Annotated in this window: 24 protein-coding genes; 14 read left to right on the top strand and 10 right to left on the bottom strand. The window is 34.5% G+C overall.

The features are described 5' to 3' along the window. Positions 1–48: 48 nt before the first annotated feature. The 8 genes from C1S72_RS03230 to C1S72_RS03265 all read left to right on the top strand — a co-directional run bounded on the left by C1S72_RS03230 (position 49) and on the right by C1S72_RS03265 (position 6,763). Positions 49–933, top strand: coding sequence for an SDR family oxidoreductase (locus C1S72_RS03230; RefSeq protein WP_104734229.1), 885 nt, complete (start codon positions 49–51; stop codon positions 931–933). A gap of 111 nt (positions 934–1,044) precedes the next feature. Next, positions 1,045–1,809, top strand: a complete 765-nt coding sequence (locus C1S72_RS03235; protein ID WP_104734230.1) for a ParA family protein — start codon at positions 1,045–1,047, stop codon at positions 1,807–1,809. 2 nt (positions 1,810–1,811) lie between these two features. Continuing rightward, positions 1,812–2,717 (top strand): ParB/RepB/Spo0J family partition protein, encoded by a 906-nt coding sequence (locus C1S72_RS03240; RefSeq protein WP_104734231.1) that lies wholly within the window; start codon positions 1,812–1,814, stop codon positions 2,715–2,717. After that, the gene (locus C1S72_RS03245; RefSeq protein WP_104734232.1) at positions 2,707–3,303 is read left to right on the top strand and encodes a DUF5683 domain-containing protein; all 597 of its coding nucleotides are present in this window, start codon (positions 2,707–2,709) and stop codon (positions 3,301–3,303) included. Before C1S72_RS03240 ends, C1S72_RS03245 begins: the two co-directional genes overlap by 11 nt. A gap of 3 nt (positions 3,304–3,306) precedes the next feature. Beyond that, the gene (gene dapB, locus C1S72_RS03250; RefSeq protein ID WP_104734233.1) at positions 3,307–4,008 is read left to right on the top strand and encodes a 4-hydroxy-tetrahydrodipicolinate reductase; all 702 of its coding nucleotides are present in this window, start codon (positions 3,307–3,309) and stop codon (positions 4,006–4,008) included. 64 nt (positions 4,009–4,072) lie between these two features. Further along, positions 4,073–5,797: a signal peptidase I gene (gene lepB / locus C1S72_RS03255; RefSeq protein ID WP_104734234.1), complete on the top strand. Its 1,725-nt coding sequence runs from the start codon at positions 4,073–4,075 to the stop codon at positions 5,795–5,797. A 35-nt stretch (positions 5,798–5,832) separates the two neighbouring features. Further along, positions 5,833–6,462 carry a WbqC family protein gene (locus tag C1S72_RS03260; RefSeq protein WP_104735768.1) on the top strand — a complete coding sequence of 210 codons (630 nt, stop codon included), beginning with the start codon at positions 5,833–5,835 and terminating at the stop codon, positions 6,460–6,462. After that, entirely contained in the window at positions 6,455–6,763 is a 309-nt protein-coding gene (locus tag C1S72_RS03265; protein ID WP_104734235.1) for a DUF6122 family protein, read from the top strand. Before C1S72_RS03260 ends, C1S72_RS03265 begins: the two co-directional genes overlap by 8 nt. Here the strand turns inward: C1S72_RS03265 and C1S72_RS03270 are convergent. From C1S72_RS03270 to C1S72_RS03305, 7 genes are all read right to left on the bottom strand, one after another. Further along, positions 6,755–7,774, bottom strand: coding sequence for an endonuclease/exonuclease/phosphatase family protein (locus tag C1S72_RS03270; RefSeq protein ID WP_104734236.1), 1,020 nt, complete (start codon positions 7,772–7,774; stop codon positions 6,755–6,757). The two genes, C1S72_RS03265 and C1S72_RS03270, sit on opposite strands and share 9 nt — an antisense overlap. A 2-nt stretch (positions 7,775–7,776) precedes the next feature. Further along, positions 7,777–8,661, bottom strand: coding sequence for a rhomboid family protein (locus C1S72_RS03275; protein ID WP_104734237.1), 885 nt, complete (start codon positions 8,659–8,661; stop codon positions 7,777–7,779). Then, on the bottom strand, positions 8,661–9,437 hold the full coding sequence (locus C1S72_RS03280; RefSeq protein ID WP_104735769.1) for a rhomboid family intramembrane serine protease: 777 nt from the start codon (positions 9,435–9,437) through the stop codon (positions 8,661–8,663). The genes C1S72_RS03275 and C1S72_RS03280 overlap by 1 nt, the downstream gene beginning before the upstream one ends. A 12-nt stretch (positions 9,438–9,449) precedes the next feature. After that, the gene (gene mutL, locus C1S72_RS03285) at positions 9,450–11,303 is read right to left on the bottom strand and encodes a DNA mismatch repair endonuclease MutL (RefSeq protein ID WP_104734238.1); all 1,854 of its coding nucleotides are present in this window, start codon (positions 11,301–11,303) and stop codon (positions 9,450–9,452) included. Continuing rightward, positions 11,303–11,587: a riboflavin synthase subunit beta gene (locus tag C1S72_RS03290; RefSeq protein WP_104734239.1), complete on the bottom strand. Its 285-nt coding sequence runs from the start codon at positions 11,585–11,587 to the stop codon at positions 11,303–11,305. Before C1S72_RS03290 ends, mutL begins: the two co-directional genes overlap by 1 nt. Before the next feature lie 336 nt (positions 11,588–11,923). Next, complete coding sequence (ribH, locus tag C1S72_RS03300) at positions 11,924–12,409, bottom strand: 6,7-dimethyl-8-ribityllumazine synthase (RefSeq protein WP_104734241.1); 486 nt, start codon at positions 12,407–12,409, stop codon at positions 11,924–11,926. A gap of 23 nt (positions 12,410–12,432) precedes the next feature. After that, on the bottom strand, positions 12,433–13,206 hold the full coding sequence (locus C1S72_RS03305) for a tetratricopeptide repeat protein (RefSeq protein ID WP_104734242.1): 774 nt from the start codon (positions 13,204–13,206) through the stop codon (positions 12,433–12,435). 132 nt (positions 13,207–13,338) lie between these two features. Here C1S72_RS03305 and recF point away from each other — a divergent pair, with 132 nt between their 5' ends. The 3 genes from recF to C1S72_RS03320 are packed head-to-tail and all read left to right on the top strand — an operon-like array spanning position 13,339 to position 15,163. Then, positions 13,339–14,418 (top strand): DNA replication/repair protein RecF, encoded by a 1,080-nt coding sequence (recF, locus tag C1S72_RS03310; RefSeq protein WP_104734243.1) that lies wholly within the window; start codon positions 13,339–13,341, stop codon positions 14,416–14,418. Beyond that, complete coding sequence (locus C1S72_RS03315) at positions 14,399–14,839, top strand: hypothetical protein (RefSeq protein ID WP_104734244.1); 441 nt, start codon at positions 14,399–14,401, stop codon at positions 14,837–14,839. Before recF ends, C1S72_RS03315 begins: the two co-directional genes overlap by 20 nt. 27 nt (positions 14,840–14,866) lie before the next feature. After that, positions 14,867–15,163, top strand: coding sequence for a DUF721 domain-containing protein (locus C1S72_RS03320; protein WP_104734245.1), 297 nt, complete (start codon positions 14,867–14,869; stop codon positions 15,161–15,163). A gap of 144 nt (positions 15,164–15,307) precedes the next feature. Here C1S72_RS03320 and C1S72_RS03325 read toward each other — a convergent pair whose 3' ends face one another. Together C1S72_RS03325 and C1S72_RS03330 are read right to left on the bottom strand one after the other, a co-directional pair. Continuing rightward, positions 15,308–20,845, bottom strand: a complete 5,538-nt coding sequence (locus C1S72_RS03325) for a T9SS type A sorting domain-containing protein (protein ID WP_104734246.1) — start codon at positions 20,843–20,845, stop codon at positions 15,308–15,310. Positions 20,846–21,279: 434 nt separating this feature from the next. After that, a complete protein-coding gene (locus C1S72_RS03330; RefSeq protein ID WP_104734247.1) occupies positions 21,280–21,699 on the bottom strand; it encodes a nucleoside-diphosphate kinase in 420 nt (139 codons plus the stop codon). Positions 21,700–21,787: 88 nt separating this feature from the next. Here C1S72_RS03330 and C1S72_RS03335 point away from each other — a divergent pair, with 88 nt between their 5' ends. From C1S72_RS03335 to C1S72_RS03345, 3 genes are read left to right on the top strand one after another with little or no spacing between them, the layout of a single operon-like run. Beyond that, positions 21,788–22,807, top strand: a complete 1,020-nt coding sequence (locus C1S72_RS03335) for a DHH family phosphoesterase (RefSeq protein WP_104734248.1) — start codon at positions 21,788–21,790, stop codon at positions 22,805–22,807. Next, positions 22,800–23,339, top strand: coding sequence for a gliding motility-associated peptidyl-prolyl isomerase GldI (gldI, locus tag C1S72_RS03340; protein ID WP_104734249.1), 540 nt, complete (start codon positions 22,800–22,802; stop codon positions 23,337–23,339). The genes C1S72_RS03335 and gldI overlap by 8 nt, the downstream gene beginning before the upstream one ends. Before the next feature lie 29 nt (positions 23,340–23,368). Then, positions 23,369–24,526, top strand: a complete 1,158-nt coding sequence (locus C1S72_RS03345; protein ID WP_230401568.1) for a peptidylprolyl isomerase — start codon at positions 23,369–23,371, stop codon at positions 24,524–24,526. Between the two features lie 62 nt (positions 24,527–24,588). On the opposite strand, the gene C1S72_RS03350 is transcribed toward C1S72_RS03345, so the two are convergent. Beyond that, the gene (locus C1S72_RS03350) at positions 24,589–26,049 is read right to left on the bottom strand and encodes an aminoacyl-histidine dipeptidase (RefSeq protein WP_104734251.1); all 1,461 of its coding nucleotides are present in this window, start codon (positions 26,047–26,049) and stop codon (positions 24,589–24,591) included. Between the last annotated feature and the right edge of the window lie 69 nt (positions 26,050–26,118).

Here is a 26,118-nt window from a genome sequence, read left to right on the forward strand (position 1 = left end):
GGATTTCACGCACAAACCATACACGAACACGTAAACGAAACTTAAAAAATGAACCATACACAAAAAATGCTTCGAGATGACGCTTTAAAAGGCAAAATTATTATTGTAACTGGTGGAGGTTCTGGTTTAGGCAAGGCCATGACCAAATACTTTTTGGAACTGGGTGCTCATGTTGCTATTACCTCCAGAAATTTGGAAAAACTGGAAAACACCTCCAAAGAATTGGAAGCTGAAACTGGCGGCTCGTGCCTACCCTTACAATGCGATGTGCGCCATTACGACCAAGTAGAAGCCATGCGTGATGCCGTGATTGCAAAATTTGGAAAAATTGATGTGTTATTAAACAATGCCGCAGGTAATTTTATTTCTCCAACCGAACGTTTATCAGCCAACGCTTTTGACACCATAATTGATATTGTATTAAAAGGTACAAAAAACTGCACCTTGGCTATTGGTAAACATTGGATAGACACCAAGCAAACCAATACTGTTGTTTTAAATATCGTGACTACCTACTCATGGACAGGCTCTGCCTACGTAGTACCAAGTGCTGCTGCAAAAGCTGGCGTACTTGCTATGACTCGTAGCTTGGCGGTTGAATGGGCCAAATATGGTATGCGTTTTAATGCTATTGCTCCTGGACCATTCCCAACTAAAGGTGCTTGGGACCGATTACTTCCTGGCAACTTGAAAGATAAATTTGATATGGCTAAAAAGGTGCCTTTAAATCGCGTTGGTGAACATCAAGAATTGGCTAATCTAGCGGCTTATTTAGTGTCCGACTTTTCAGCATATGTCAATGGCGAAGTTATTACCATTGATGGTGGTGAGTGGCTTAAAGGTGCTGGTGAATTTAATCTTTTGGAAGAAATTCCGCAAGAGATGTGGGATCAATTGGAAGAAATGATTCGCAGTAAAAAGCGTAATTCATAACATTTTATACTATAAAAAAACGCCTATAATTGTTTAACGTTTGTTAACAACTTACGTTTTCTAAACCCACAAATAATTGTATTTTTACGCGTATTAAAACCAAATCATTTAATGGGTAAAATCATAGCAATTGCTAACCAAAAAGGCGGTGTTGGAAAAACAACCACTTCGGTTAATTTAGCCGCTTCCTTGGGTGTATTAGAAAAAAAAGTCCTACTTATAGATGCAGACCCTCAAGCCAATGCCACATCTGGATTGGGAATTGATGTTGAATCTGTTGAAATTGGCACCTACCAATTATTAGAACACACCAATAATGCTAAAGAAGCCATTATTGATAGTGGTACACCAAATTTAGATATTATACCTGCTCATATAGACCTAGTTGCTATAGAAATTGAACTAGTTGATAAAGATCAGCGTGAATACATGCTCAAAAAAGCATTAGAAGATATTAAGGATGATTATGATTTTATTCTAATTGACTGTGCACCTTCTCTGGGCTTATTGACATTAAATGCCTTAACAGCCTCTGATGCCGTTATTATTCCCATACAATGTGAATATTTTGCTTTAGAAGGTTTAGGTAAATTGTTGAATACCATTAAAAGTGTTCAAAAAATTCACAACCAACAATTGGATATTGAAGGGCTTCTTTTAACCATGTATGATTCGCGTTTACGATTATCTAATCAAGTTGTTGAAGAAGTACAAAAACATTTTAATGATATGGTTTTTCAAACAATCATTCAAAGAAATGTACGTTTAAGTGAAGCACCTAGTTATGGTGAAAGCATCATTAATTACGATGCCAGTAGTAAAGGTGCCAACAATTATTTAAGTTTAGCCAAAGAAATTATCAATAAAAACTCCTAGTTATGGCGAAGGCAACCAAGAAACAAGCTTTAGGTAGAGGATTATCGGCATTACTGAAAGATCCTTCAAATGATATTGCTTCAGCCAAAGATAAAAACGCAGACAAAGTCATAGGAAATATAGTTGAATTGGATGTCAACGCTATTGAAATAAATCCGTTTCAACCACGTACCAACTTCAATGAAGAATCACTTCGTGAATTAGCGTCTTCTATTAAAGAACTAGGCGTCATTCAGCCTATTACGGTTAGAAAATTAAATTTCAATAAATACCAATTGGTTTCTGGTGAACGTCGCTTTAGAGCATCAAAATCTATTGGTCTGGAAACTATTCCGGCTTATATTCGCATTGCCAACGACCAGGAATCGCTTGAAATGGCCTTGGTTGAGAACATTCAACGTCAGGATTTAGACCCTATAGAAATTGCGCTTTCTTATCAACGTTTAATTGATGAAATTAATCTTACACAGGAGCAAATGAGCGAACGCGTTGGTAAAAAACGTTCGACTATTGCCAATTATTTGAGATTATTAAAACTGGATCCTATTATTCAAACAGGCATGCGTGATGGTTTTATAAGCATGGGACACGGTCGAGCTATTATCAATATTGACGACCAAAGTTTGCAATTGGATATCTATGAACAAATTATCACGAATAAATTATCTGTTCGTGAAACGGAAGCTTTGGTAAGAAATTTTCAATCAGACAAGCCTTCAAAAACTTCACAAAAACAAAAACCTGAACTTCCTAAATACATCAAAAAAGGTGTTAAGGATTTTTCTGACTATTTTGGTCATAAAATTGATGTGAAAGTTTCAAAAAATGGCAAAGGCAATATTAGCATTCCTTTTCATTCCGAAGAAGATTTCAATAGAATAATTAAATTGATTAAGCGTGCTAAATAAATTCTCAATAGCGCTTTTATTAATTTTTGGCTTTGTTATCACATCTTTTGCCCAAGAGGATGATGAAAAGGAAGACAAAAAAGCATTAACTGAAACTGAAAAGCTAAATGTTGAAGCAAAAACAGTCATCAGTGACCCTATAGATCCGCTGTCACCTGCACGTGCTGCATTTTATTCTGCTGTATTACCTGGATTAGGGCAAGCTTACAATAAAAAATATTGGAAAATACCCATTGTTTATGCTGGATTGGGAATTGGCATGTATTTTTATTTGGATAATGATAAGGAATACAATCGCTACCGAGATGCTTATAAACGACGATTAGCCGGTTTTGAGGATGACGAATTTTTCGGAACCGTAACAGATGATGGTTTACGCGAGGCTCAAAAAACCCTTCGCCGAAATAAAGAAATTTCACTTTTAGTAACCATTGGTATTTATGCCTTAAATATCATAGATGCCAACGTTGACGCACATTTACTTCAATATAATGTTGATGAAAATTTATCCTTTAAGCCCCATTATAAAATCAATGAATTTGATAACACTGGTGATTTAGGTTTAACCGTAAATTTTAAATTTTAGTTTATGAAAATTGCATTATTAGGATATGGGAAAATGGGCAAAATCATTGAGCAAGTAGCCATAAATAGAGGTCATGAAATAGTCATAAAAACGTCAGAAGAAGATGGCTACGACATTACTGATGCCGATATTGCTATTGATTTTAGCGTTCCAACTGCAGCTTTTTTTAATATAGTAAACTGTTTTAAGCATCAAATTCCCGTAATTTCAGGAACTACTGGTTGGTTGCATAATTATGATAAAGCTATTGAAATTTGTAAAGATGAAAATGGCGCTTTTATTTATGCATCTAATTTTAGTCTGGGTGTCAACATATTTTTTGAATTGAACAGTCATTTGGCCAAACTTATGAATGGTCTGGAACAATATCATGTTTCCATGGAAGAAATTCATCACACTCAAAAGCTTGATGCTCCAAGTGGCACAGCCATTACCCTTGCCGAATCGATAATTAACAAACAAGGACGATATAGTAATTGGTCACTTGATGAAAACAGAGAAGATGCTCTTTCTATAAAAGCCAAGCGCATTGAAAACATACCTGGAACGCATATTGTTAATTATAAGAGCGAGACTGATAGTATTAAAATTGAACACGAAGCACACAATCGAGAAGGTTTTGCATTAGGGGCAGTTATTGCTGCTGAATGGCTTTTGGGCAAGACTGGTGTTTATACCATGAAAGATGTGTTAAATATTGGTTAAGATAAAATCTTGTGGTAACGAATTAGAATTTTGAACCACTAATTAAGACAGAAAAAAATAAGATATGACACTTACGCAATTATTTTTTGTATTTCTAGTAATTCAACTTATACACGGATTAGGAACCTGGAAATTATACATTAAAGCTGGCAGACAAGCCTGGGAAGCATTTGTTCCTGTTTACAATGCTGTGATTTTAATGAAAATAATTAACAGACCTTGGTATTGGGTTATTTTATTATTTCTTCCCATAGTTAACCTTATTATGTTTCCTGTAGTTTGGGTTGAAACGGCTAGAAGCTTTGGCAAAAATTCATCTTTAGATACTTTTTTAGCCATTATCTCTTTTGGTTTTTATAATTACTACCTTAATTATGCACTTGATTTAGATTACAAAGAAGATAGAGACTTACATCCTAAAACTGGTTTAGGTGATTGGGTAAGTTCTATATTATTTGCTATTGTAGCCGCTACTATTGTTCACACCTATTTTATTCAACCTTACACCATTCCAACCTCTTCCTTAGAAAAATCTTTACTCGTTGGCGATTTCTTATTTGTGAGCAAGTTTCACTATGGTGCTCGAGTACCAATGACAACGGTTGCAGCTCCTATGGTTCATGATACCATTCCAGTGCTTAAAAAGAAATCGTATTTATACAATGACAATGATAAAGATGCTTTTGTAAATAAGCTTTCTCTTCCCTATTTAAGAATTCCTGGGTTTCAAAATATAAAGCACAATGATATTGTGGTTTTCAACTGGCCCGCAGATTCATCATATAGCATGGCTGTAAACAATCCGGATAGAAAGTATTTAAAGCCTATTGACAAAAAAACCAACTATGTAAAACGTTGTGTTGGATTGCCAGGCGACTCTTTAGAAATAAAGGATGGTTTCGTTTATATTAATGGTAAACAGAATGTATTGCCAGATAGAGCCAAGTTACAGTTTTTCCATACTGTTGAAACCAAGTCTGAGATAAGCCAGAATTTTTTAGATAAATACGGTATTACCGAATTAGCCCAAGTTTTTTCTCTTCCAACGAATGTCTGGGATGACAAACGCGTACAAGATTTCTTATCTAAAAACAACACGCATTTAGAAATTGTTTACAAGGATAGTACCATTGTACATGTAACAGGGCAAATGAGTCGAACGGCTTTTGATAGACTTAAATTCAATTATGTAAGCAATAAAATAAGTGCCAACGCTACTTTAGAATTGGCAAATACTATAAAAAATGACCCGAATGTTATATCGGTTGTAAAAAACAATTCTAAAACAAGAGATAGTGGTATTTTCCCTCATAATGCCAATTACGATTGGAACAATGATAATTTCGGTCCGTTATATATCCCTAAAGCTGGCGCAACCATTGATCTTAATTTAGAGGTTTTACCGCTTTATGAACGTATTATTACTGATTATGAAAACAACACAGTTCAAGTAAAAGGTAATCAGGTTTTTGTGAATGGTGAATTAGCCTCCACCTATACCTTTAAAAAAGATTATTATTGGATGATGGGAGACAATCGCCATAACTCATTAGATGCACGATCTTGGGGTTTTACGCCTTTTGACCATGTTGTAGGGAAACCTGTATTTATTTGGATGAGCTGGAACACCAACGGAAACGGCATTAAAGAAAAAATACGTTGGGAACGTTTGTTTACGACTGTTAATGGTAGTGGCAAACCGATATCTTTCTTTATTCCATTTCTAGTCTTGTTGGCTATTTGGTTTGGTTTTAATCAATTTCGCAAGCGTAAAAAAGCAAAATCTTAATCAATTTAATCCTGTGTTAAATTGGAAATATGGCTATGAGTAATATATTGATTCATTCTACATATTTTCCTAACATAGCTCATTTTGTGGCAATGCTTCAGGCTGATTCCATAACCATTGAATGGGATGATAATTTCCAAAAGCAAACCTATAGAAATCGTTGTTATGTTTATGGCGCTAATGGCAAGCTGTCACTTAATGTTCCAGTAATTCATACGCAAAAGCAACGTCAAAAATACCGAAATGTCAAGATTCAGAATACTGAAAACTGGCAACGAAACCACTGGAAATCTTTGGAGTCTGCGTATAGAACGTCGCCTTTCTTTGAGTTTTACGAAGATGATTTAAAATTCCTATTTGAAACGCCATTTGAAAACTTATATGATTTCAACACACTTTGTTTTAATACCATTTGCACGTGTTTACAATTGGATTTGTCCGTAGAGAAATCGTTAGAATATATACATCAACCACCAGATAAAGTTGATTATCGACAACTCGTTAATGCCAAGCGCGAAAAACCTTTCGGCTTTGAAAAATATATACAGGTATTTAGTGAAAAACACGGGTTTATTGAAAATTTAAGTATTCTGGATTTATTGTTCAATGAAGGTCCAAATGCTATTTCTTACCTAGAATCACAAAGTCTAAATTGTCATGATTAGAACTACATGGCATTATGGTATTCATTTTATTCTGCCATTGCTCGTTGCACTTTTTATTTATCCTAAACAATGGAAAAAAGTATATATAATCATGCTAGCATGCATGCTCATTGATTTAGATCATCTGATTGCTAGTCCAATCTTTGATTCAAACAGATGCAGCATCAATTTTCATCCGTTGCATACTTATTATGCTATAGTTGCTTATATTATTTTAATAATACCTAGACGTACGAGAATAATTGGTTTGGGATTGATTATTCACATACTAGCAGATTATGTGGATTGCTGGTTAATGTAATTTAAAACGAGCCATTATTGGATAGTGGTCAGACAACTTATTGTCGTAGGTCTTAAAACTTGTGATTTCAATTTCTGGGTCAGAAAAAATGTAATCTATCCGTACAGGAAAAAACTTAAACTCATAGGTTCTACCAAATCCATTTCCAGCTTCCTTAAAAGCATCGTTTAAATCACCTCGTACTTCTTTATACACGTAAGAGAAAGCCGTATTATTAAAATCACCACAGATTATCATTTTGTATGGACATTGGATCTTGTGTTTCAAAAATAATTCTGTTTGTTCTTGTTGCATTTCAAATGTTTTCTCAACACGTTTTAAAAGGCGTTCAGAATCTTCTTGCTTCAATTCGGCATTGGCATCAATCTTCATAGATTGTAAGTGGATATTATAAATTCGCAAAGTATCTGAAGCCTTTACAATGTCAACAAAAATAGCATTATTGGAAGTGTTTGGAAATTCTATAGAACCTGAATTAACAATAGGATACTGTGAAAAAATAGCCTGTCCGTTCTTTACTTTATTACCTGAAAGTTTTTCAAATTTATACTTGAAAAATGATAAATCAATATTTTTGTGAGGATGGTATTCTTGGATACTTAAAACATCAGGTGCTTTTAACTTAATGAAATCAACAATAGTATTTTCGACATGCTTTTCAGGTATCCAATCATATAGGTTAAATAACCTAACGTTAAAATTCATCACATCAAGTTTATCATCATGCGATACAAATTCATTAGAAGAAAACTTGTAAAGCGAACCAAAACTAAAGTAACCAATAGCTAAAACCGTCAGTGGTAAAATCAATTGTTTCTTCAGCTTAATTAACCAATATAACAGAAATAAAACATTAACAAGTATTAAAAACGGAACGCCTAAACTTAACACAGATAAGAGTGCAAATGATTTTGGTGGCACATAAGTAAGCGCGTATGAAAGCAACAGCATAAAAGCTAATAGACCATTAATTAGGTAGATTATTTTGTCTATTAACTTTAGGTTTTTCATGATTATTTTCCTGCCTTAAACAAAAACTCCTTTTCCTCTTTTGTCAGACTGTCGTAGCCACTCTTACTAATTTTATCAAGTATGAGGTCTATTTTTTTCTGTTTATTAAACTCATTAAATTCTGCTTTAGTATAACCAGCCACTTTATCTGACTTCTTTTTATGAACTGTTTTTAAGGGAGATTTGCCACTTGATTTAAATAGACTAGCAATACGATCCATCATTTTTTCAAACCCCTTACCAATATCGTTTCCTTTTACAAGTTGCTTGGCATAAACATATCCTAAAGCTGCACCTCCCAAATGGGCAAGGTTTCCACCAGCATTCCCATAAATAGGATCGCTGATACCAGCCATAACTCCCAAAACATCAAAAACCACAATCACAGCACCAATATACCATAGCTTAATGTTGAAGGTAAAAAAACGCACCTCCATTGTAGGCATATAGGCACAAAGAAAAATCAACAACGCTCTAATAGCTGCTGATGCTCCAACCAGACGTGGACTGGTTTGAAAAATATCAGGAAATAAATTGTAACCCAGTAAAAACAAGAGACCTCCAAAAATAGTCCCTAGAAAATAGACATTTAAGCCCATTTTAACGCTGAACATATTAGAAAACATCCCTCCAATAAAGTATAACCAAACCATATTGAATAGAAAGTGCCAAAAGTCATAGTGAATAAAAGCATAGGTAATAATACTCCATGGTTTTAAAATGAAATCATTGAAATCACTAGGTAGTTCAAACCATTCAAATCCAAAATGGAAAATATTTTTCAATAACAAACCAATGACAAACAGAGCAAAGTTGACTACTATAAGTTTTTCAAAAACATTAAGTCGCTGCAATTTATCTTTTATATCGTAGTTCAAACTTGTCATTACCTATCCCAACGGTTTTTATTAAACTGTGTCTTTTTCCAATACAACATGATTAAGAATCCTGTTAAAGCACCTCCTAAATGTGCTACATAAGCTGTATTACTTGGACTAAAAAATGACTGACCAGTTATGGCAGAAATTAAATCTAAAGCAATAATTCCTGGTATAAAATATTTGGCTTTAATGGGAACTGGTAAGAATATAAGCATCAGTTTAGATTCAGGATACATCATACCAAATGCAACTAGCACACCCATTATAGCTCCTGATGCACCAACCATTGTACCATTAAAGACAGTAATAAAAGTTTTTAATTTATCTTCAGTCAGAAATTCAGACCACCTTCTATCGTACATAGCATAGCCAGACTTTAGTGTTTCTAATGTCTGTGTTTGATCAAAACCTGCTGCATTTAAAATATTTAATCCTGAATAAAATTGAAAAAAGTAGTATCCAATCATAAGCAAAGCTGCTCCCAATCCAGATGAAATATAGAAAAACAAAAACTTTTTACTTCCAAAACGTTGCTCTACAGCAGTCCCAAACATCCAAAGTGCAAACATATTAAAGAAAATATGCATAAAACCGCCATGCATGAACATATGTGTTATAATCTGCCAAGGCTTAAAAGCAGGGTTTTTAGGAAAATGTAATGCAAACCAATCATAGAAAACCGTATTTTCACCAAAAGCAGCGCCTCCTATTGCAAGCGTACCAATGAACATAATCACATTGATGATTATTAAGTGTTTGACGGTATCTGTAATATTATTCAACATAAGTTTCGCTTATATAAATTTTCTATCTAGCTCATCCATACTCAAGGTTATGAACGTTGGTTTATTAGCCGGTGAAATATTTGGCTCTTTACATCCAAACAAACTATTCACCAAGTGGTCTTGTTCTTTTGCTGTTAATGATTGCCCAATTTTAATAGCTAAACTTTTAGCCATGGATTTAGCCAATAAATCTGTAGCACTAAAATTACTTTCTGGAACTTCGTTTTGAATATCAGCAATTAATTGTTCAAAAATCAAAGACACTTCACTAGCTGGAACATTAATTGGCACACCCGTTATTTCAATTACGTCTTTGGTGAAATTAGAAAATACAAACCCTGTATGCTCTAAATCGTCTCTAACGTCTTTTATTATTTCAACCTCTTCTGGAGAAAAATGTGCTTCAACAGGAAACAACAACTGTTGGCTAACACTTTCTTTGATTGTAATTTGCTTTAAAAAATCTTCATACAATACACGTTGGTGCGCACGATGTTGATTAATCATTAACATCCCAGATTTTATATTACTAATAATGTACTTATTGTGCAGTTGATAGGTATTTTGAATGGCTTCAGCATCCTTGTCATCACTAAACATATCACTTGTTTGTTCTTCACTTTCAAACTGCAATTCACTAAAATCATTTGGAGACTTGGTACCTTTTGATTCCAAACCAACATACAAACTCTCCCAACTGGCAACAGGTTCTTTTCTAAATGCGGTTTTTACGCCAGACCTCATTGTTTTTTCTTCTTTAAAAGGATTGAAAGTGCTATCTACTTCTACGGTTGGAAACGATGCATTTTTATCTTTATAATTATAAGGCGTATCTAGATTTGAATCTCTATCAAAATCCAAAACAGGTGCAATACTAAACTGCCCTAAACTGTGTTTTACCGATGCTCGTAAAATAGCATAAAGTGTTTGCTCATCATCAAACTTGATCTCTGTCTTTGTTGGATGAATGTTGATATCTATAGTTTGTGGATTAACTTCTAAATTTAAAAAGTAACTGGCATGTGTACCATCTTTCAATAAACCTTCAAAAGCAGCATTGATAGCATGGTTTAAATAAGCACTTTTTATAAATCGTTGATTTACAAAGAAAAATTGCTCACCTCTTGTTTTTTTGGCATACTCTGGCTTACCCACAAATCCTGACACTTTGAGAACTTCGGTTTCTTCATTCACAGGAACCAATTTCTCATTGGTCTTGCTTCCAAAAATATTGACAATACGTTGTCTGTAATTACACTCTGGCAAGTTAAAAACCTCACTCCCATTATGATACATCACAAAATCAATATTGGGATGAGCTAAAGCTACACGATGAAACTCATCAATAATATGTCTTAACTCAACAGGATTTGACTTTAAAAAATTACGTCTAGCTGGAATGTTGAAGAATAAATTTTTAACAGCAATTGATGTTCCTTTTGGTGTAACTATCACTTCTTGAGATGTCACTTCACTTCCTTCAATGACTATTTGTGTGCCAACATCATCATGTTCTTGCTTTGATTTCAATTCTACATGTGCAATGGCCGCAATACTAGCCAATGCCTCACCACGAAATCCTTTGGTATGCAATTGGAAGAGATCGTCAGCTGATCGTATTTTGGATGTAGCGTGTCTCTCAAAACTCAAGCGCGCATCTGTAACGCTCATACCCACACCATTATCTATAACCTGAACCAATGTTTTACCAGCATCTTTAATTAATAATTTTATGATAGTAGCATTTGCGTCAATAGCATTTTCAAGTAATTCTTTTACTACCGAAGCTGGTCTTTGCACCACTTCTCCAGCTGCTATTTGATTGGCTACATGGTCAGGAAGTAACTGTATGATATCTGCCATTAGCTTTTAGAAAAGAAAATTGACAAATCAAAACCAATTATAAACAGGAAAATGAGAACTAATATGGAAACAATAATTAAAACACGTTTATCGGCATTTTTATCGGCATTATTTCGATAATCGTCCCATGCCGAAATAAATTTCGTTTTCAGACCTTTATTACTTCCAACCGTTGTTCTAAAATCATCAAACTTATGTTTTATTTCATACGGATTTCCTTCACCTTTGTAGTGTCTTGGCGTATAGCTGAATTTTTTATTTTTTCTTGTCTTAAAAAAACCCATAATTTACTTATTCATATTGACTTAAAACATACATAATTATCAGTACTGTAATCAAAAACAAGACCAAAAAAAGCGGTGAGCTTAAAAAACTCTTTTTTCTTGACCTAGAGTGCTTTAAGTTTTGCCATTCTGTCTTAATATTGGCATTATTATCTTTAGCCGCATCATCTTGAAATCTCGGTTTGTAATTAAAATTTCTATTTGATTTTGCCAAAGCACCTACTGTTAAGAGATAAATTCAAAAATACAGAATTTACAAAGAAATACTAAAGTAATAGTCCCAAAAATTGTTAACAAGTAGAAGTTAAAGCGCTATTGAACTTTAAGTTTTCAAGTTTAGCTTATCGTATTCAAATGAGCCATTTTAATCGCAGCAATAGCAGCCTCTGTACCTTTATTACCGTGTTTACCGCCTGAACGATCAATGGCTTGCTGCATAGTATTATCAGTAAGCACACAGAATATTACAGGTGTATTATGAAGAATATTTAAATCTTTGATACCTTGTGAAACGGCATCACAAACAAAATCAAAATGCTTTGTTTCTCCTTGAATCACGCTACCTATAGCAATCACAGCATCAACCTGTTGCTCCTGCATTTTCTTACAACCAAAAATTAATTCGTAGCTGCCAGGCACGTTCCAACGCAGGATATTTTCCTGACCTACTTGATTTTCAATTAATGCGTTATAGGCGCCATTGTAAAGGCCTTCAGTTATGGTATCATTCCATTCTGAAACAACAATCCCAAACCGAAAATTTTTCGCATTTGGGATTGAAGCTTTATCGTAATCAGATAAATTTTTATTTTCCGTTGCCATAGTACTTTATAGTATTTGGCTAATTATTTATTTGCTAATGCTCTTGTTTTACCTATAAAAACATCAATATTGGCAGCCTCTGTTGACTCGGGATAATTCTCCTTAATATTTTCAAAGTGCTTTAAAGCTTTATCAGTCTTACCCAATTCCATAGCAACAATACCTGCTTTATACAAATATAATGGTGTTGTGAAATCATTGCTACGCATGCTAGCAGCCTCTTCATAATAGCCTAATGCATCCTCTTCTTGATTCAGTTGAACGAAAGCATCACCAATTCCACCTTTTGCCATTGGTGCCAAAATTTCATCCTCTCCTGAAAACTCACTTAAATATGTTACAGCATTTTTATAATCTTTCATATTTAAATAAGCCATTCCTGCATAGTAATTAGCCATATCAGCAGCCTTTGAGCCACTATATTCTGAAGCAATATCTAACATGCCATACTTTCCTTCACCACCATTTAATGCTAAATTAAAAAGCGAATCTTTTGCAGTGGTTGAAGTAACTGCTTGGTCATAGTACTTTTGAGCTTGGAACATATCATTCATGGCCTCACTTTGTTTAGGCTTCGCTATAAATTCATTGTAACCAAGATATCCCAAAACTACGGCTGCGACAACTCCGATAATAACAAAAATATACTTTTGATTTGCTATTACCCAATCTTCGGTTTTTGATGCCGTTTCATCTAGGGTATTAAATACTTCAGCTGTTGTTGAGTTATCCTCAATATTGTGCTCCTTTTCTTCTTTCGTCTTTGGTTTATATCCTCTCTTCTTGTACGTTGCCATATATTGTAAATTAATGCGCCGCAAAAATATAATTTTTCTTTAGATTTAAAAGGGTATTTATTTGTTATTTTTCAATAATTTGCACATCCTTTAGCGAAAAAAACACAAAAATTATTAATACGTCGCTTTTTTATGATTCTAAAGTCATTAGCCTTACTCAATTATAAAAATTTTGAAAATCGTTCGTTTGATTTTAATGAAAAAATCAACTGTTTTGTTGGAAATAATGGCGTGGGTAAAACAAATGTATTAGATGCTATTTATCACTTATCATTTGGGAAAAGTTATTTTAATCCTATCGCTATTCAAAATATCAAGCATGATGAATCTTTTTTTGTTATCAATGGTGAATATGATAAAAATGATGCTACTGAAAAAATAGTTGTCAGCTTAAAAAAAGGACAGAAAAAAGTAATTAAACGCAATGCCAAAGCCTATGAGCGTTTTAGTGATCATATAGGTTTTTTGCCGTTGGTCATTATTTCACCAGCCGACCGTGATTTGATTATTGAAGGTAGTGCAACACGTAGAAAGTTTATTGACAGTGTTATTTCGCAGAGTGACAAAGCTTATTTAGAAACACTCATTAAATACAACAAGGTATTGGCACAACGCAATTCATTACTAAAATATTTTGCGCTAAACAATACGTTCAACAATGATACACTGCTCATTTATAATGAACAACTAAATCAATTTGGTCATGATATTCATAAGAAACGGACTCGTTTTTTAGAGATTTTCATACCCATATTTAAAAATCGTTATAAAGCCATAAGCAATGGCAATGAATCAGTAAATTTAATTTATGAAAGTGATTTAACTGATAAAAATTTAGGACAACTATTATCAGAAGTTATCAATAAAGATAAAGCACTACAATACACAAGCGTTGGTATTCACAAAGATGATCTACTCTTTAATATTGATAATCATCCCATTAAAAAATTTGGTAGCCAAGGCCAGCAAAAGTCTTTCTTAATTGCCTTAAAACTGGCACAGTTTGATTTTATAAAAGCACAAAGTGGTGTAAATCCTATTTTATTATTGGATGATATTTTTGATAAATTAGATGAACAGCGTGTTTCACAAATAATCAAATTGGTTGATGATGAAAACTTTGGTCAGTTATTTATTAGTGATACACATGCTGATAGAACGGAAGCTGCTATAAAACAAGTACATCAATCTTATGAAATATTCAAACTATAAATTCGCCTTAACACTATTAACTTTTTTGCTATTATTCGATTGCAAGCCTGATACAACTGATTATATAAATCATCTTGAGGGCTACTGGGAAATAGAATCTGTTATTTTAAATAATGGTGAGCAAAAAGATTATAAATTTAGCAATACCATTGATTTTATTTCAATAAATGATAGCCTTAATGGTAAAAGAAAAAAATTAAAACCTAATTTTAATGGTACATTCGAAACTTCAAAAAACTCTGAAAGTTTTACTATAAAATTTGAAAATGACAGTATAAATATGTACTATGAAACACCATTTGATAATTGGAAAGAAACAGTTTTAAAAGCAACCGAAACACAACTAACAATTATCAACGCGAATAATGTGATTTATAACTATAAACGTTACAAACCCATAAATTTAAATAACCTAAATTAAAGATTCCTGCTTTCGGAGGAAATTTATATGGCAAAACGACACACAGAATACCGAAATATAGCTGATGCTTTAAAAGAGTTTGTTGAAACTAATAAACTGGATAAAGGCTTAGATGCTGTGAACGTGCAAGATGCTTGGAAAAACATGATGGGTAATGGTGTTAATAATTACACAACTAATATTCAATTAAAAGGTGATGTGTTATATGTACAATTAAGCTCTAGTGTGTTACGCGAAGAATTAAGCTATGGGAATCAAAAAATCATTAGTATGCTCAATGAGAGCCTAGGAAAAGAGCTTATTAAAAAATTAGTTTTAAGGTAGTTTATAACAATTTTTTGGTATGACTTTATCATGGATATCCTGAATTAAGTTTACGCTAAAAAACACATACTCCACAACGTTTATAACAATAAAAAAACCACCAGTTTCCTGGTGGTTTTCTTTTATTTAATATTACTTAAACCATTAGTTATTAATAATTAATCGTTTAGTAGATACGCTGTCATTAGACTGAACGCGAACTAGGTACATACCGTAAGGTACATTATTAAGTTCTATTTGTAATTTAGGATCTTGTAAATTTTGAACCGTTCTGTTTAAAATAACATTGCCTCTCAAGTCAATTACCTGAACATTAATGTCATTGTTAACAAAATCTTTTAAGTCTAATTTCACTTGACCTTTTGATGGGTTTGGATACATAGTCCATTCTAAATCTTCAGCTAATGGTGCAGCTTCACGAGCTCCTCCACCACTACACGTCCAAGAAACAGTATAGTTCCAAGGGCTAGATATAGAGCTGTTTACAGAGCTGTCAGGTGTTACTCTTACTGTAATAGTATCACCACTAGCTTGGAAAGATAATCCAGTTAAATCGCCACTGGCTCCATAACCATTATATAATTGGGTACCATCAGTATCTAAAATGATTAACTCATCAAAGTTATTTTCTGTACGTCCAGAATTAAATTCAACTTTAATAGCAGAACCGTCTGTACTTGTGTAAACAAATGATTCTGTTGTGCTATTTGTGTACGTATAGCCTGTAATAACTTGAGAGTTATCACAAACTTCTGGTTCTGGACCTCCTGTACATGCCCAAGAAACAGTATAACTCCATGGATTTGATGTAGAACTGTTTACGGAACTATCAGGTGTTACTCTTACAGTAATTGTGTCACCACTTGCTTGGAATGATAAGCCTGTTAAGTCACCAGAATTACCATATCCACTATACAATTGAGAACCATCAGTATCTAAAATAATCAATTCATCAAAATTATTCTCCGTACGTCCACTTATGAAATCTACCTTAATTGGAGATCCATCTGTACTTGTATAAACAAAGGATTCTGTAGTACTATTAGTGTAAGTAAATCCAGTAACATCTGTTGTTTCAGCACATACTTCTTCAGTTGTACATGTCCATGAAACCACATAACTCCAAGGGTTGGACAAAGAACTGTTGACAGAACTATCCGGAGTTACTCTCACAGTAATAGTATCACCACTAGCTTGGAATGACAATCCAGTTAAATCACCAGAATTACCATATCCATTGTACAATTGCGAACCATCTGTATCCAAAATAATCAATTCATCAAAATTGTTTTCAGTACGGCCTCCTGTAAACTCAACATTAATAGCAGATCCATCAGTGCTAGTGTAAACAAAAGATTCTGTTGTACTGTTGCTATATGTAAATCCAGTTACGGTTGTTGAATTCTCACAACTAGTTTCTGGTCCTGGAACATAACAATCTACATCAAAATCCCACTCGGTTCTAGAGCCGCTTCCACAACTGACAGAAAAGTCAGAATCAACTACAATCATAATTGAATCACTCGTTCCATTAACTGTTAAGCCAGCTAAATCACCACCATTATTACCGCTGTAAAGCACAGGGTCTGATGTTGTAAGACCATCATATATAATGATGTCATCACAACAACTCTCAATAGTACCAGAATTGAACACAACCTCTAATGGCGAACCATCATCACTTGTAAACTGGAATTGGGTAGTATCATTGTTACCATAGCAATAAACTGTATTCTCTGGAGAACCACAGGTTACTGTTCTTGCTGGTGGTGGAGTGTATTCATTCACACAGATAGTAAAAGTACCTTCTGTATTAAAGTCATCATACCAAATAGCTAATGTGTAAGTTGTTCCAGCAGTTAAGCCTTCAAATCTCTGATCTGTACCAGATGCACAAGCTAATTGAGTACCGCTACAGCTGTCAAATAAAGCCATTTCAGTAGTACCTGATTGAGAACCATTAGTAACTTCAACATCAACTGAACCTGAAGCTGGAGCAACAAATGTGTACCATGAATCTAAATTAACTCCAGTGGTATCACAACTAAAGGTTGCATTACTATCTGTAGCATCAGTATGATCAGTTTCATACACTACAGCACAAGGATTGTCTGAAGCATTGACAGTTAATCCAACTGCCCCATCACAATCATCATTTGGTAGCGGGTCTTCAACAGTTGTAAAGCTCGACAAAGAACAACCTGAAGCCGAACCATTCACATTATATGGTGTTACTGTTACAACATATGTAGTTTCGTAATCTAAATCGAAGTCAATATCAAAAGACAATACATCCCCTACATCTTGACTATCAATTACTGCTACACCACCAGAAGTTTCAACATTTAACAAGTATCCATCAACGATACCTGTAGCAGAAGACCAAGAAATTGATGGTCTAATAGAAACATCTGATTCACCATCTGCAGGTGCTAATACATTAGCATCACAAAATGGTAATTGTTCATCACAACTTTCAGTACCACATGCACCCAAAGAATCACCATGATTTAAATGTGCTTGCGCAGCATTTACAGACACACAAATAGTTGTACCATTATGACATATTTCTATTTTATCTGAATTACCACGGTCACAATCAATATCAACAACATAAACAAAGAACTCTTGAGTTGAAGAACAACCATCAGCATCTACCATAGTCACAGAATATTGTTGAGTACCATCTGCAGCAAATACATCAATTGAAGGTGTAGTAGCACCTGTATTCCAATTGTAAGAAACAACTGGAGCACCACCTTGTAAAACACCTGTTAACGTAGTGCTAGACGTAGGATCATATCCATCATAAAGCGTAACACATTCTGTTGACGCCGTAAAACATGGACATTCAACTGAAATTTCAAATGTACCAACTTGAGTTCCAAATCCGGTAACATAAACATAATACGTAACACCACTATCAGTAGCAAATTGCACCGTTGACGTTCCTCCAGAACAACCTACGGCATCATCATTTCCTGCAATACAGTTTAAATCATCACATGGGTTATCTTCATCTGTAGAAGCAAAGACCAATATTTTTGTATCAAAATCTGCTGCTCCACAAGTAGACAAAATAATATCACCACCTGTTCCTTCAATAGTATACCATACTCCTTTTTCAGCATCACCTGCTCCATCACAAACAGATTCTGGTGCATCTCTATCAGTAGATAATACTGTAGAACCTTGTAGTGTAGTTCCACAACTTAAAGCAACGGCTGCATCACATAAATCATTTTCTACCGCATCTTGGCAACTTACTACTATTTCATAAGAACCTGAACTAAACAGGCTAAATCCAGACAGCCAAATGTAATAGGTCTCTCCGTCTTCAGCAAAGAAATCCACAGCAGACCTTGTACTACCGCACTGACCACCGAATGTATCATCATTACCAGTAACACAAACTAATTCATTACATGAACCAGAATAAACATTCAATTTAGTATCAAAAGTTGAGTTACATGCACTCACATTAACAAACTGACCTTCTCCTTCAAGAACATAAAAATATCCTCTAGGACCTGGTGTTGTACCACAGCTAACCGATGTATCAGGACCAGCTGTAGAACCATTCTCGCCACCTATATTACCAGTGTCTGAACCACCACATGAAATTGGAATAGCAATTGAACATGGATCTGGCTGGCAAGAGATTTCTAAATTAAAATCTCCAACTGCTCCAAAGAAACCTGATACAAAAATTAAATAATCAGTACCAGATTCAGATAAGAATCTTACTGAAGAATCATCGCTGAAATCTCCATTTTCACCTATAACACATGTTAATCCATCACACCCTCCAGTATAAACCGAAATTACTGCATCATAATTAACACCTTCTAAATCTAAATCGACTATATCACCTGTACCTTCAAACGCATACCAAACACCTGGAGAATTTGTAGCCGCATCTGAATCACAGAAAGGCACTCCAGCGTTAGTTGCTAAATAAGTATCACCAGAAACCGTGTCACCACATACAATGGTTTCAGCATCTTCACAATTATCATTATCTGGCGGTGTAGGTGGATCTTGACATGTAAGTGTTATATCAAATGTTGTATCTGGTGAAGAACTAATCCAGCTACCAACTCTTACATAATAGACCATATTTTCATCTGAAAGGAAATCAACAACTGACGGGTTAGAAAAACCATCAGCTCCTGTCGTACAACTTCCCAATGTAAAGTTATCACAATTGGCATCTATAACTTCATAAACTTCAACCTGTAATTCTTCATCTCCAGTAGCATTTACCGTTAAATTAAGATTAAAACCTGTACCTGCAACCAAATACCAAACATCATTACCAATAGAACCAAAACAAGAAGAAGAACTTCCTCCTGTAGCTAAAATAGTTGATTGGTCAACTAAAGTTTCACCGCAATCTAAATCTATAGCATCGGCGCATAAATCATTTGCTGGAATGCTAGGCGGTGGTGGTGGTGCAACACCATCACATAATACCTGCATTTCATAAGGACCTGTTCCATTACTAAAATCAGAAAAACCTGCTATATAAATATAATAATCTGTATTAGGCTGGGCATCAAACTCAAAGTAAGATGCATTCCCAGAACCACATTGTGAAAACAAATCATCATTAAAACCAACACAGTCTAAATTATCGCCTGAATAAACACTTACTTCAGTATCAAATCCAGAGCCGCATAAATCAAGAACTACTCCTGTGCCATTGACAAAATCTGACGTTACATTCATGGTGTACCAAACACCCACTTGACCAGTACTAAAATTAGTATTACAGTCCACACGACCTGCTTCAGTATTTCCAAAGCCAGTTGTATCACCAGATACTACATCACCACAACCAACAGGTAAGGCGGTTGCGCTAGATAAGCCATCACCAGTTGGTGCTTGACAATTTGATGATGTAACTTCAATTTGATAAGCTCCTACAGCAGTAGCTCCTCCTGTAACATATAAATAATAAGTATCACCTCCAGCAGCGAAAAAAGATGCTGAACCAGTTCCTTGACCAGCAACACCTCCTTGACATTGTAAGGCACCACATGAACCTGAATACACATGTACTCTAGGTGCAAAACCACCACTTCCTGTTACAGAAATTACATTATTGGCATTATCACCAGTCATCACATACCAAACACCGTTACCCAAAGAGGCTCCTCCTCCACAATTAATAAAACCTGCGTTAGAAAATCCTGATGTACTACCGGAGATAGCGCCATCATTACAGTCAATCTCAACAGCGTTCGAGCAGTCATTACTACCTTGTCTGGCATAATACAATGGAATACTTTCAGGGTTTTCAATTGCATTCATTTCAGCTTGAATCTGAATTTCAGATAAGCCTTTATTTTGCAGCCTAATTTCTTCCTTTTGAAGTATTCTTTCAGCTTCAGTTGAAACTGATTGAGTACTTAACGGTGTTTGTTGAACAGCCTGTCTTTGAAACACCATAGGTTGATCAAGCTCTACCTTATTGCCATATTTGGCATCTAAATAAGCTTGATTTCTAGCTTCTTTTTCTGTTAATTGCTGTTGCTTGTTACTTTGCGCGAAAATCAATGCAGGGAGTAACAAAAGTGCAAAAAACAAAGTTGCTTTAGAATAGAGTAAACCTCTAAAACTACAACAACTTTCTTGATTTTTTTGTCGATAACTCGACTCCAAGTTAGTTTTTCTCATAATTGTTAAAAATTGGTTAAAAATTAATTGTGCAGGTTCATTATAAACCCTTGATTATTACCACAAAAATCATTTGTAATATTTAGGTTTAAAATGTAGATCTGGAATATATTATTAATTTGAAGATTTTTACAATCTCAAAAATGTATTTTAACTGTCAATAAATCAAATAAATAATATATGTGTTGTGGTTCTAATAGCAAAAACCATTTCTAAAAATAGAAAAATTGTTAAAAAAAGTGTTAAAGAAATATAGAAAATAGATGAGTGTCGTGTTTTTATAGATTATCGTCACAAAAATGCAATTTTATAGGATGAACGTAACCAAAAGAAACAGTTTATTATTTTAGTTTTGAGGATTAAAACACTGAAATTCAGACACAAAAAAACCCGCACAAATTGTACAGGTTTTTATGCTAATATTTATGTTTGTTTTAGAACATATCACGCCCTGAAAAATGAAAAGCACCTTCAATGGCAGCGTTCTCATCACTATCACTTCCATGAACCGCATTTTCACCAATTGAAGCAGCATACAACTTTCTTATGGTTCCTTCTGCAGCTTCTGCTGGATTAGTAGCACCTATCAACGTTCTAAAATCTTCTACTGCATTTTCTTTCTCTAAAATTGCAGCAACAATTGGTCCACGCGTCATATACTCCACCAATTCACCAAAAAATGGTCGCTCTTTATGAATTGCATAAAATTCTTTAGCGTCAGCAGTTGTCATTTGCGTTAACTTCATCGCGACGATTCTGAATCCTGAAGCGTTAATTTTTTCTAATATTGCGCCAATGTGTCCTTTTTCAACAGCATCTGGCTTAAGCATTGTAAATGTTCTATTTGTTGCCATTTTCTTGTTTTAATTTGGCTGCAAAAGTAAGACTTTTAAATAAAAAACCCATACAATTCATTATTAAAAAATTGTATATTCGTTGCCTATGACAAATGACGATTTAAAAGCAATTAAGCAACTTTTACAATCACCAAAAAAAATAGTGATTGTGCCACATAAAAATCCTGATGGTGACGCCTTGGGCTCTACTCTGGCCTTACAGCTTTATTTGGAATTAAAAATGCACCGTTGTACTATTATTGCTCCTAATGATTATCCAGACTTTCTGAAATGGCTACCCAAAGAATCGGAAATATTAAAGTATGATTCTGATTTTAAATCTTGTGATACCTTAATTAAAGAAGCTGACATCATTTTTACGCTAGATTTTAATGCTTTAAATAGGGCTGGCGATATGGAAACTGCTCTGTCGAACAGTTCAGCAATAAAAATCATGATAGACCACCATCAACAACCTGATGATTATGCCACTTACATCTATTCTGATAGTAAAATGAGTTCTACCTGTGAAATGGTTTATCATTTTATAGATATGTTGGGTGACAAAAATGTGATTGATAAACATATAGCTACCTGTCTTTATACAGGTATTATGACAGACACCGGTTCTTTTAGGTTTCCATCAACTACAAGTGATACGCTTCGAGTTGTGGCCTTTTTAATGGATTGTGGTGCTGATCATTCTGAAATACACAATCAAATTTTTGACACAAATAGTTATGAGCGTTTACAGTTATTAGGCAAAGCATTGTCTAATTTAAAGGTGATTTCAGAATCAAAAACAGCTTATATTTCCTTATCACAAGAAGAATTAAATGCTTTCAATTTTAAAAAAGGAGATACCGAAGGTTTTGTAAATTATGCCCTGTCATTAAAGGATATTATTTTTGCCGCTATATTCATTGAGGATAAACAACAGGATATTGTAAAAATATCATTCCGTTCAAAAGGCAACTTCTCTGTGAATGAATTTGCACGAGCACATTTTAATGGTGGTGGACATACCAATGCTGCTGGTGGTAAAAGTGATTTCAATTTACAAGATACCATTGATAAATTTATTAGTATCTTACCGGCTTATAAAAATGCCCTAAATAATGAATAAATTTTTATACATATTAGTTTTTTCGTTGCTTCTTTCAGCCTGCAAGTCTCCAGAAGCAAGACGACCTATATCTGCTTCAACTGGCTCATTTATTGATCAATCTGTAGAACGCAATATTAAGCTGAATGAACGCGAAACAGCACGATTTGAAAAGCTTATGTCTAAAAACCCAGAGATTAATTATATAGCGTCTGAAAGTGGTTTTTGGTATTATTTCAATGATAAAGCAGCAGACTCACTAAGCACTCCAAAGTTTGGTGATTTAGTAAACTTTGACTACAATGTTAAAGCCATAGATGGTTCAGTAATTTACTCGAAAGAAACCTTACAAACACAAAATTATGTTATGGACAAACAAGAACTATTTACTGGCTTGCGTGAAGGTTTAAAACTAATGCGCCCAGGTGAGACAGCTACTTTTTTATTCCCTTCCCAAAAAGCGTATGGCTATTATGGAGACGAGAATAAAATTGGAACGAGCGTGCCTCTCATATGTGAGGTTACTGTCCATAATATAAAAGATATTCAATAAGTACCAATCACAATACAAACATAAATAATATGAACATTTTAAAACATACTATGAAAATTTTAGTACTTGCTCTTTTAATGAGCTTAAATTCTTGTGAGCAACAAAAATATCCAGATTTGGAAGATGGATTGTATGCTGAATTTGTAACCAACAAAGGAACTATGGTTGCCAAGCTTTATTATGACAAAGCTCCTGTAACAGTTGCTAATTTTGTCGCATTGGCAGAAGGTATGCATCCCGATGTTTCAGAACAGTTTAAAGGAAAACCGTACTATGACAGTATCGTTTTTCACCGTGTAATTGATAAATTCATGATTCAAGGTGGTGATCCTACTGGCACAGGTACTGGTGGCCCAGGTTATAAATTCCTTGATGAATTTCATCCAGATTTAAAGCACGACAAGCCTGGTATTTTGTCAATGGCCAATTCCGGACCTGCCACAAATGGCAGTCAATTTTTTATCACGGAAGTCCCAACACCACATCTTGACAACAAGCATTCAGTTTTTGGAGAACTCGTAATTGGTTTAGATGTATTAGATACAATTTCAAATGTAAAAGTTGCGCCCGGAAATAACAAACCTGTTGACCCTGTGGTTATTGAAAAGTTAAATATTATTAGAAAAGGTAATGATGCTACTTCCTTTGACGCAGCAAAAATTTATACCGAAGAGTTACCAAAAATAGAAGAAAAACAAAAAGCACTTAAAGAAGAGGCCCGCAAAAAGCTTCAAGAATCTGCAAGTATTGCTGCTGAAAATTTCATTGAAAAGAACAGTGATTTGCCTGGACCAGTTGAAAAACTAGATACTGGAGTTGTCATGATTTTCCACAATAAGAATAAAGATGGTAAAAAACCAAGTAGTGCAGATCGTGTATTGATTAATTATGCTGGCTATTTTGAAGATGGTCGTTTGTTTGATACGAGTTGGGCAGATGTGGCCAAAGAAAATAATGTGTACAATGAACAACGTGACAAACAAGGCGGTTACAAACCATTTGATGATGCCTACAATGAAACTGCAAGAGTTGTTCCTGGCTTTAGAGATGCCATGCTCAACATGAATGTTGGTGATAAAGCACGTGTATTTATACCATCATATTTAGGATGGGGTGAGCAAGGTTCTGGACCAATTCCACCTAATGCGAATGTTATTTTTGACATAGAACTTGTTGGAATAAAATAATTTTGAGAATTTTAAATAAAAAAAGCAGCTCGATGAGCTGCTTTTTTTATTTAACAATCATATTACTTTTTAGGAATTTGCTTTAAAATTTCTAAAACAAACTTCCAATACTTTTGTGCTGAAGAAATTTGAGCACGTTCATCAGGTGAATGCGCTCCTTTAATATTGGGACCAAAACTTATCATGTCCATATCTGGATAATTTTGACCTAAAATACCACATTCCAATCCAGCATGACAAGCTGCCACGTGAGGCTTCTCATTATTCATTTCAACGTAAATGCGCTCCAATACTTTCAAAATTTTTGAATCCATATTAGGTTTCCAACCTGGATAATCACCAGAAAATTCTACTTCACATCCTGTTAGTTCAAATGTTGCACGAAGCATATTTGCCAAGTCCCACTTTGAACTTTCAACAGAAGATCGTGTTAAACATTCAATTTTTATTTCGCCATTATTAATAGAAACTTTCGCAATGTTATTAGAAGTCTCAACCAAATCTGGAATATCTGCACTCATTCTATAAACACCATTACAAGCAGCATATAAGGCACGAGTTACTCCTTCTTGAACACCCAAATCCATTATAGTTTTAGGAGTTTCACATTTAGAAATAACAATCTCTAAATCAGGTTCCATTGTATGCAATTCTGTTTTAATAGTCTGGGCTAATTGTGCCATTTCCATAATAAAAGCATCTTCATGAATGGCATCTATAGCAACGGTTGCAACACTTTCTCTAGGAATGGCATTACGCAAACTACCGCCTTGTATTTCGGATATACGCAAACCAAAATTTTCAAAACCATCAAACACCATGCGGTTCATAATTTTGTTAGCATTTCCTAATCCTTCATGAATTTGCATGCCTGAATGACCACCTTGCAATCCTTTTACAGTAATTTTATAACCGATTTTAAATTCTGGTGTTTCTTCAACTTTATAAGATCGTGTTGCCGTTACATCAACACCACCTGCACAGCCAACACCAATTTCGTCATCTTCTTCGGTATCTAAATTCAACAAAATATCACCTTCAAGTAAACCACCTTTTAAACCCATTGCTCCGGTCATCCCTGTTTCTTCATCTATAGTAAATAGGGCTTCTATTGCAGGATGTTCAATATCTTTGCTTTCCAATATAGCCATTATTGTTGCTACACCCAATCCATTATCTGCTCCTAAAGTAGTTCCTTTAGCGCGAACCCAATCGCCATCAATATACATGTCTATTCCTTGCGAATCAAAATCAAATTCAGTGTCGTTATTTTTTTGATGCACCATGTCTAAGTGTGATTGCATAACGATTGTCATGCGATCCTCCATTCCTGGAGTTGCTGGTTTTTTTATAATAACGTTTCCAACTTCATCCTCTATAGTTTCCAATCCTAATTGCTCTCCAAAATCTTTCATAAATGCTATGACACGTTCTTCTTTTTTTGAAGGTCTGGGCACAGCATTTAAATCGGCAAATTTATTCCATAAGGCTTTGGGTTCTAATTCTCTTATTGCTTCATTCATATGTCTATTTTTTAAGTCGAACAAAGGTAATTAATGTATAGCGTATTACAAACAATTCGCTATTTTTGA

This window comes from Hanstruepera ponticola (genome assembly GCF_002940745.1).
Taxonomy (GTDB): Bacteria; Bacteroidota; Bacteroidia; order Flavobacteriales; family Flavobacteriaceae; genus Hanstruepera; species Hanstruepera ponticola.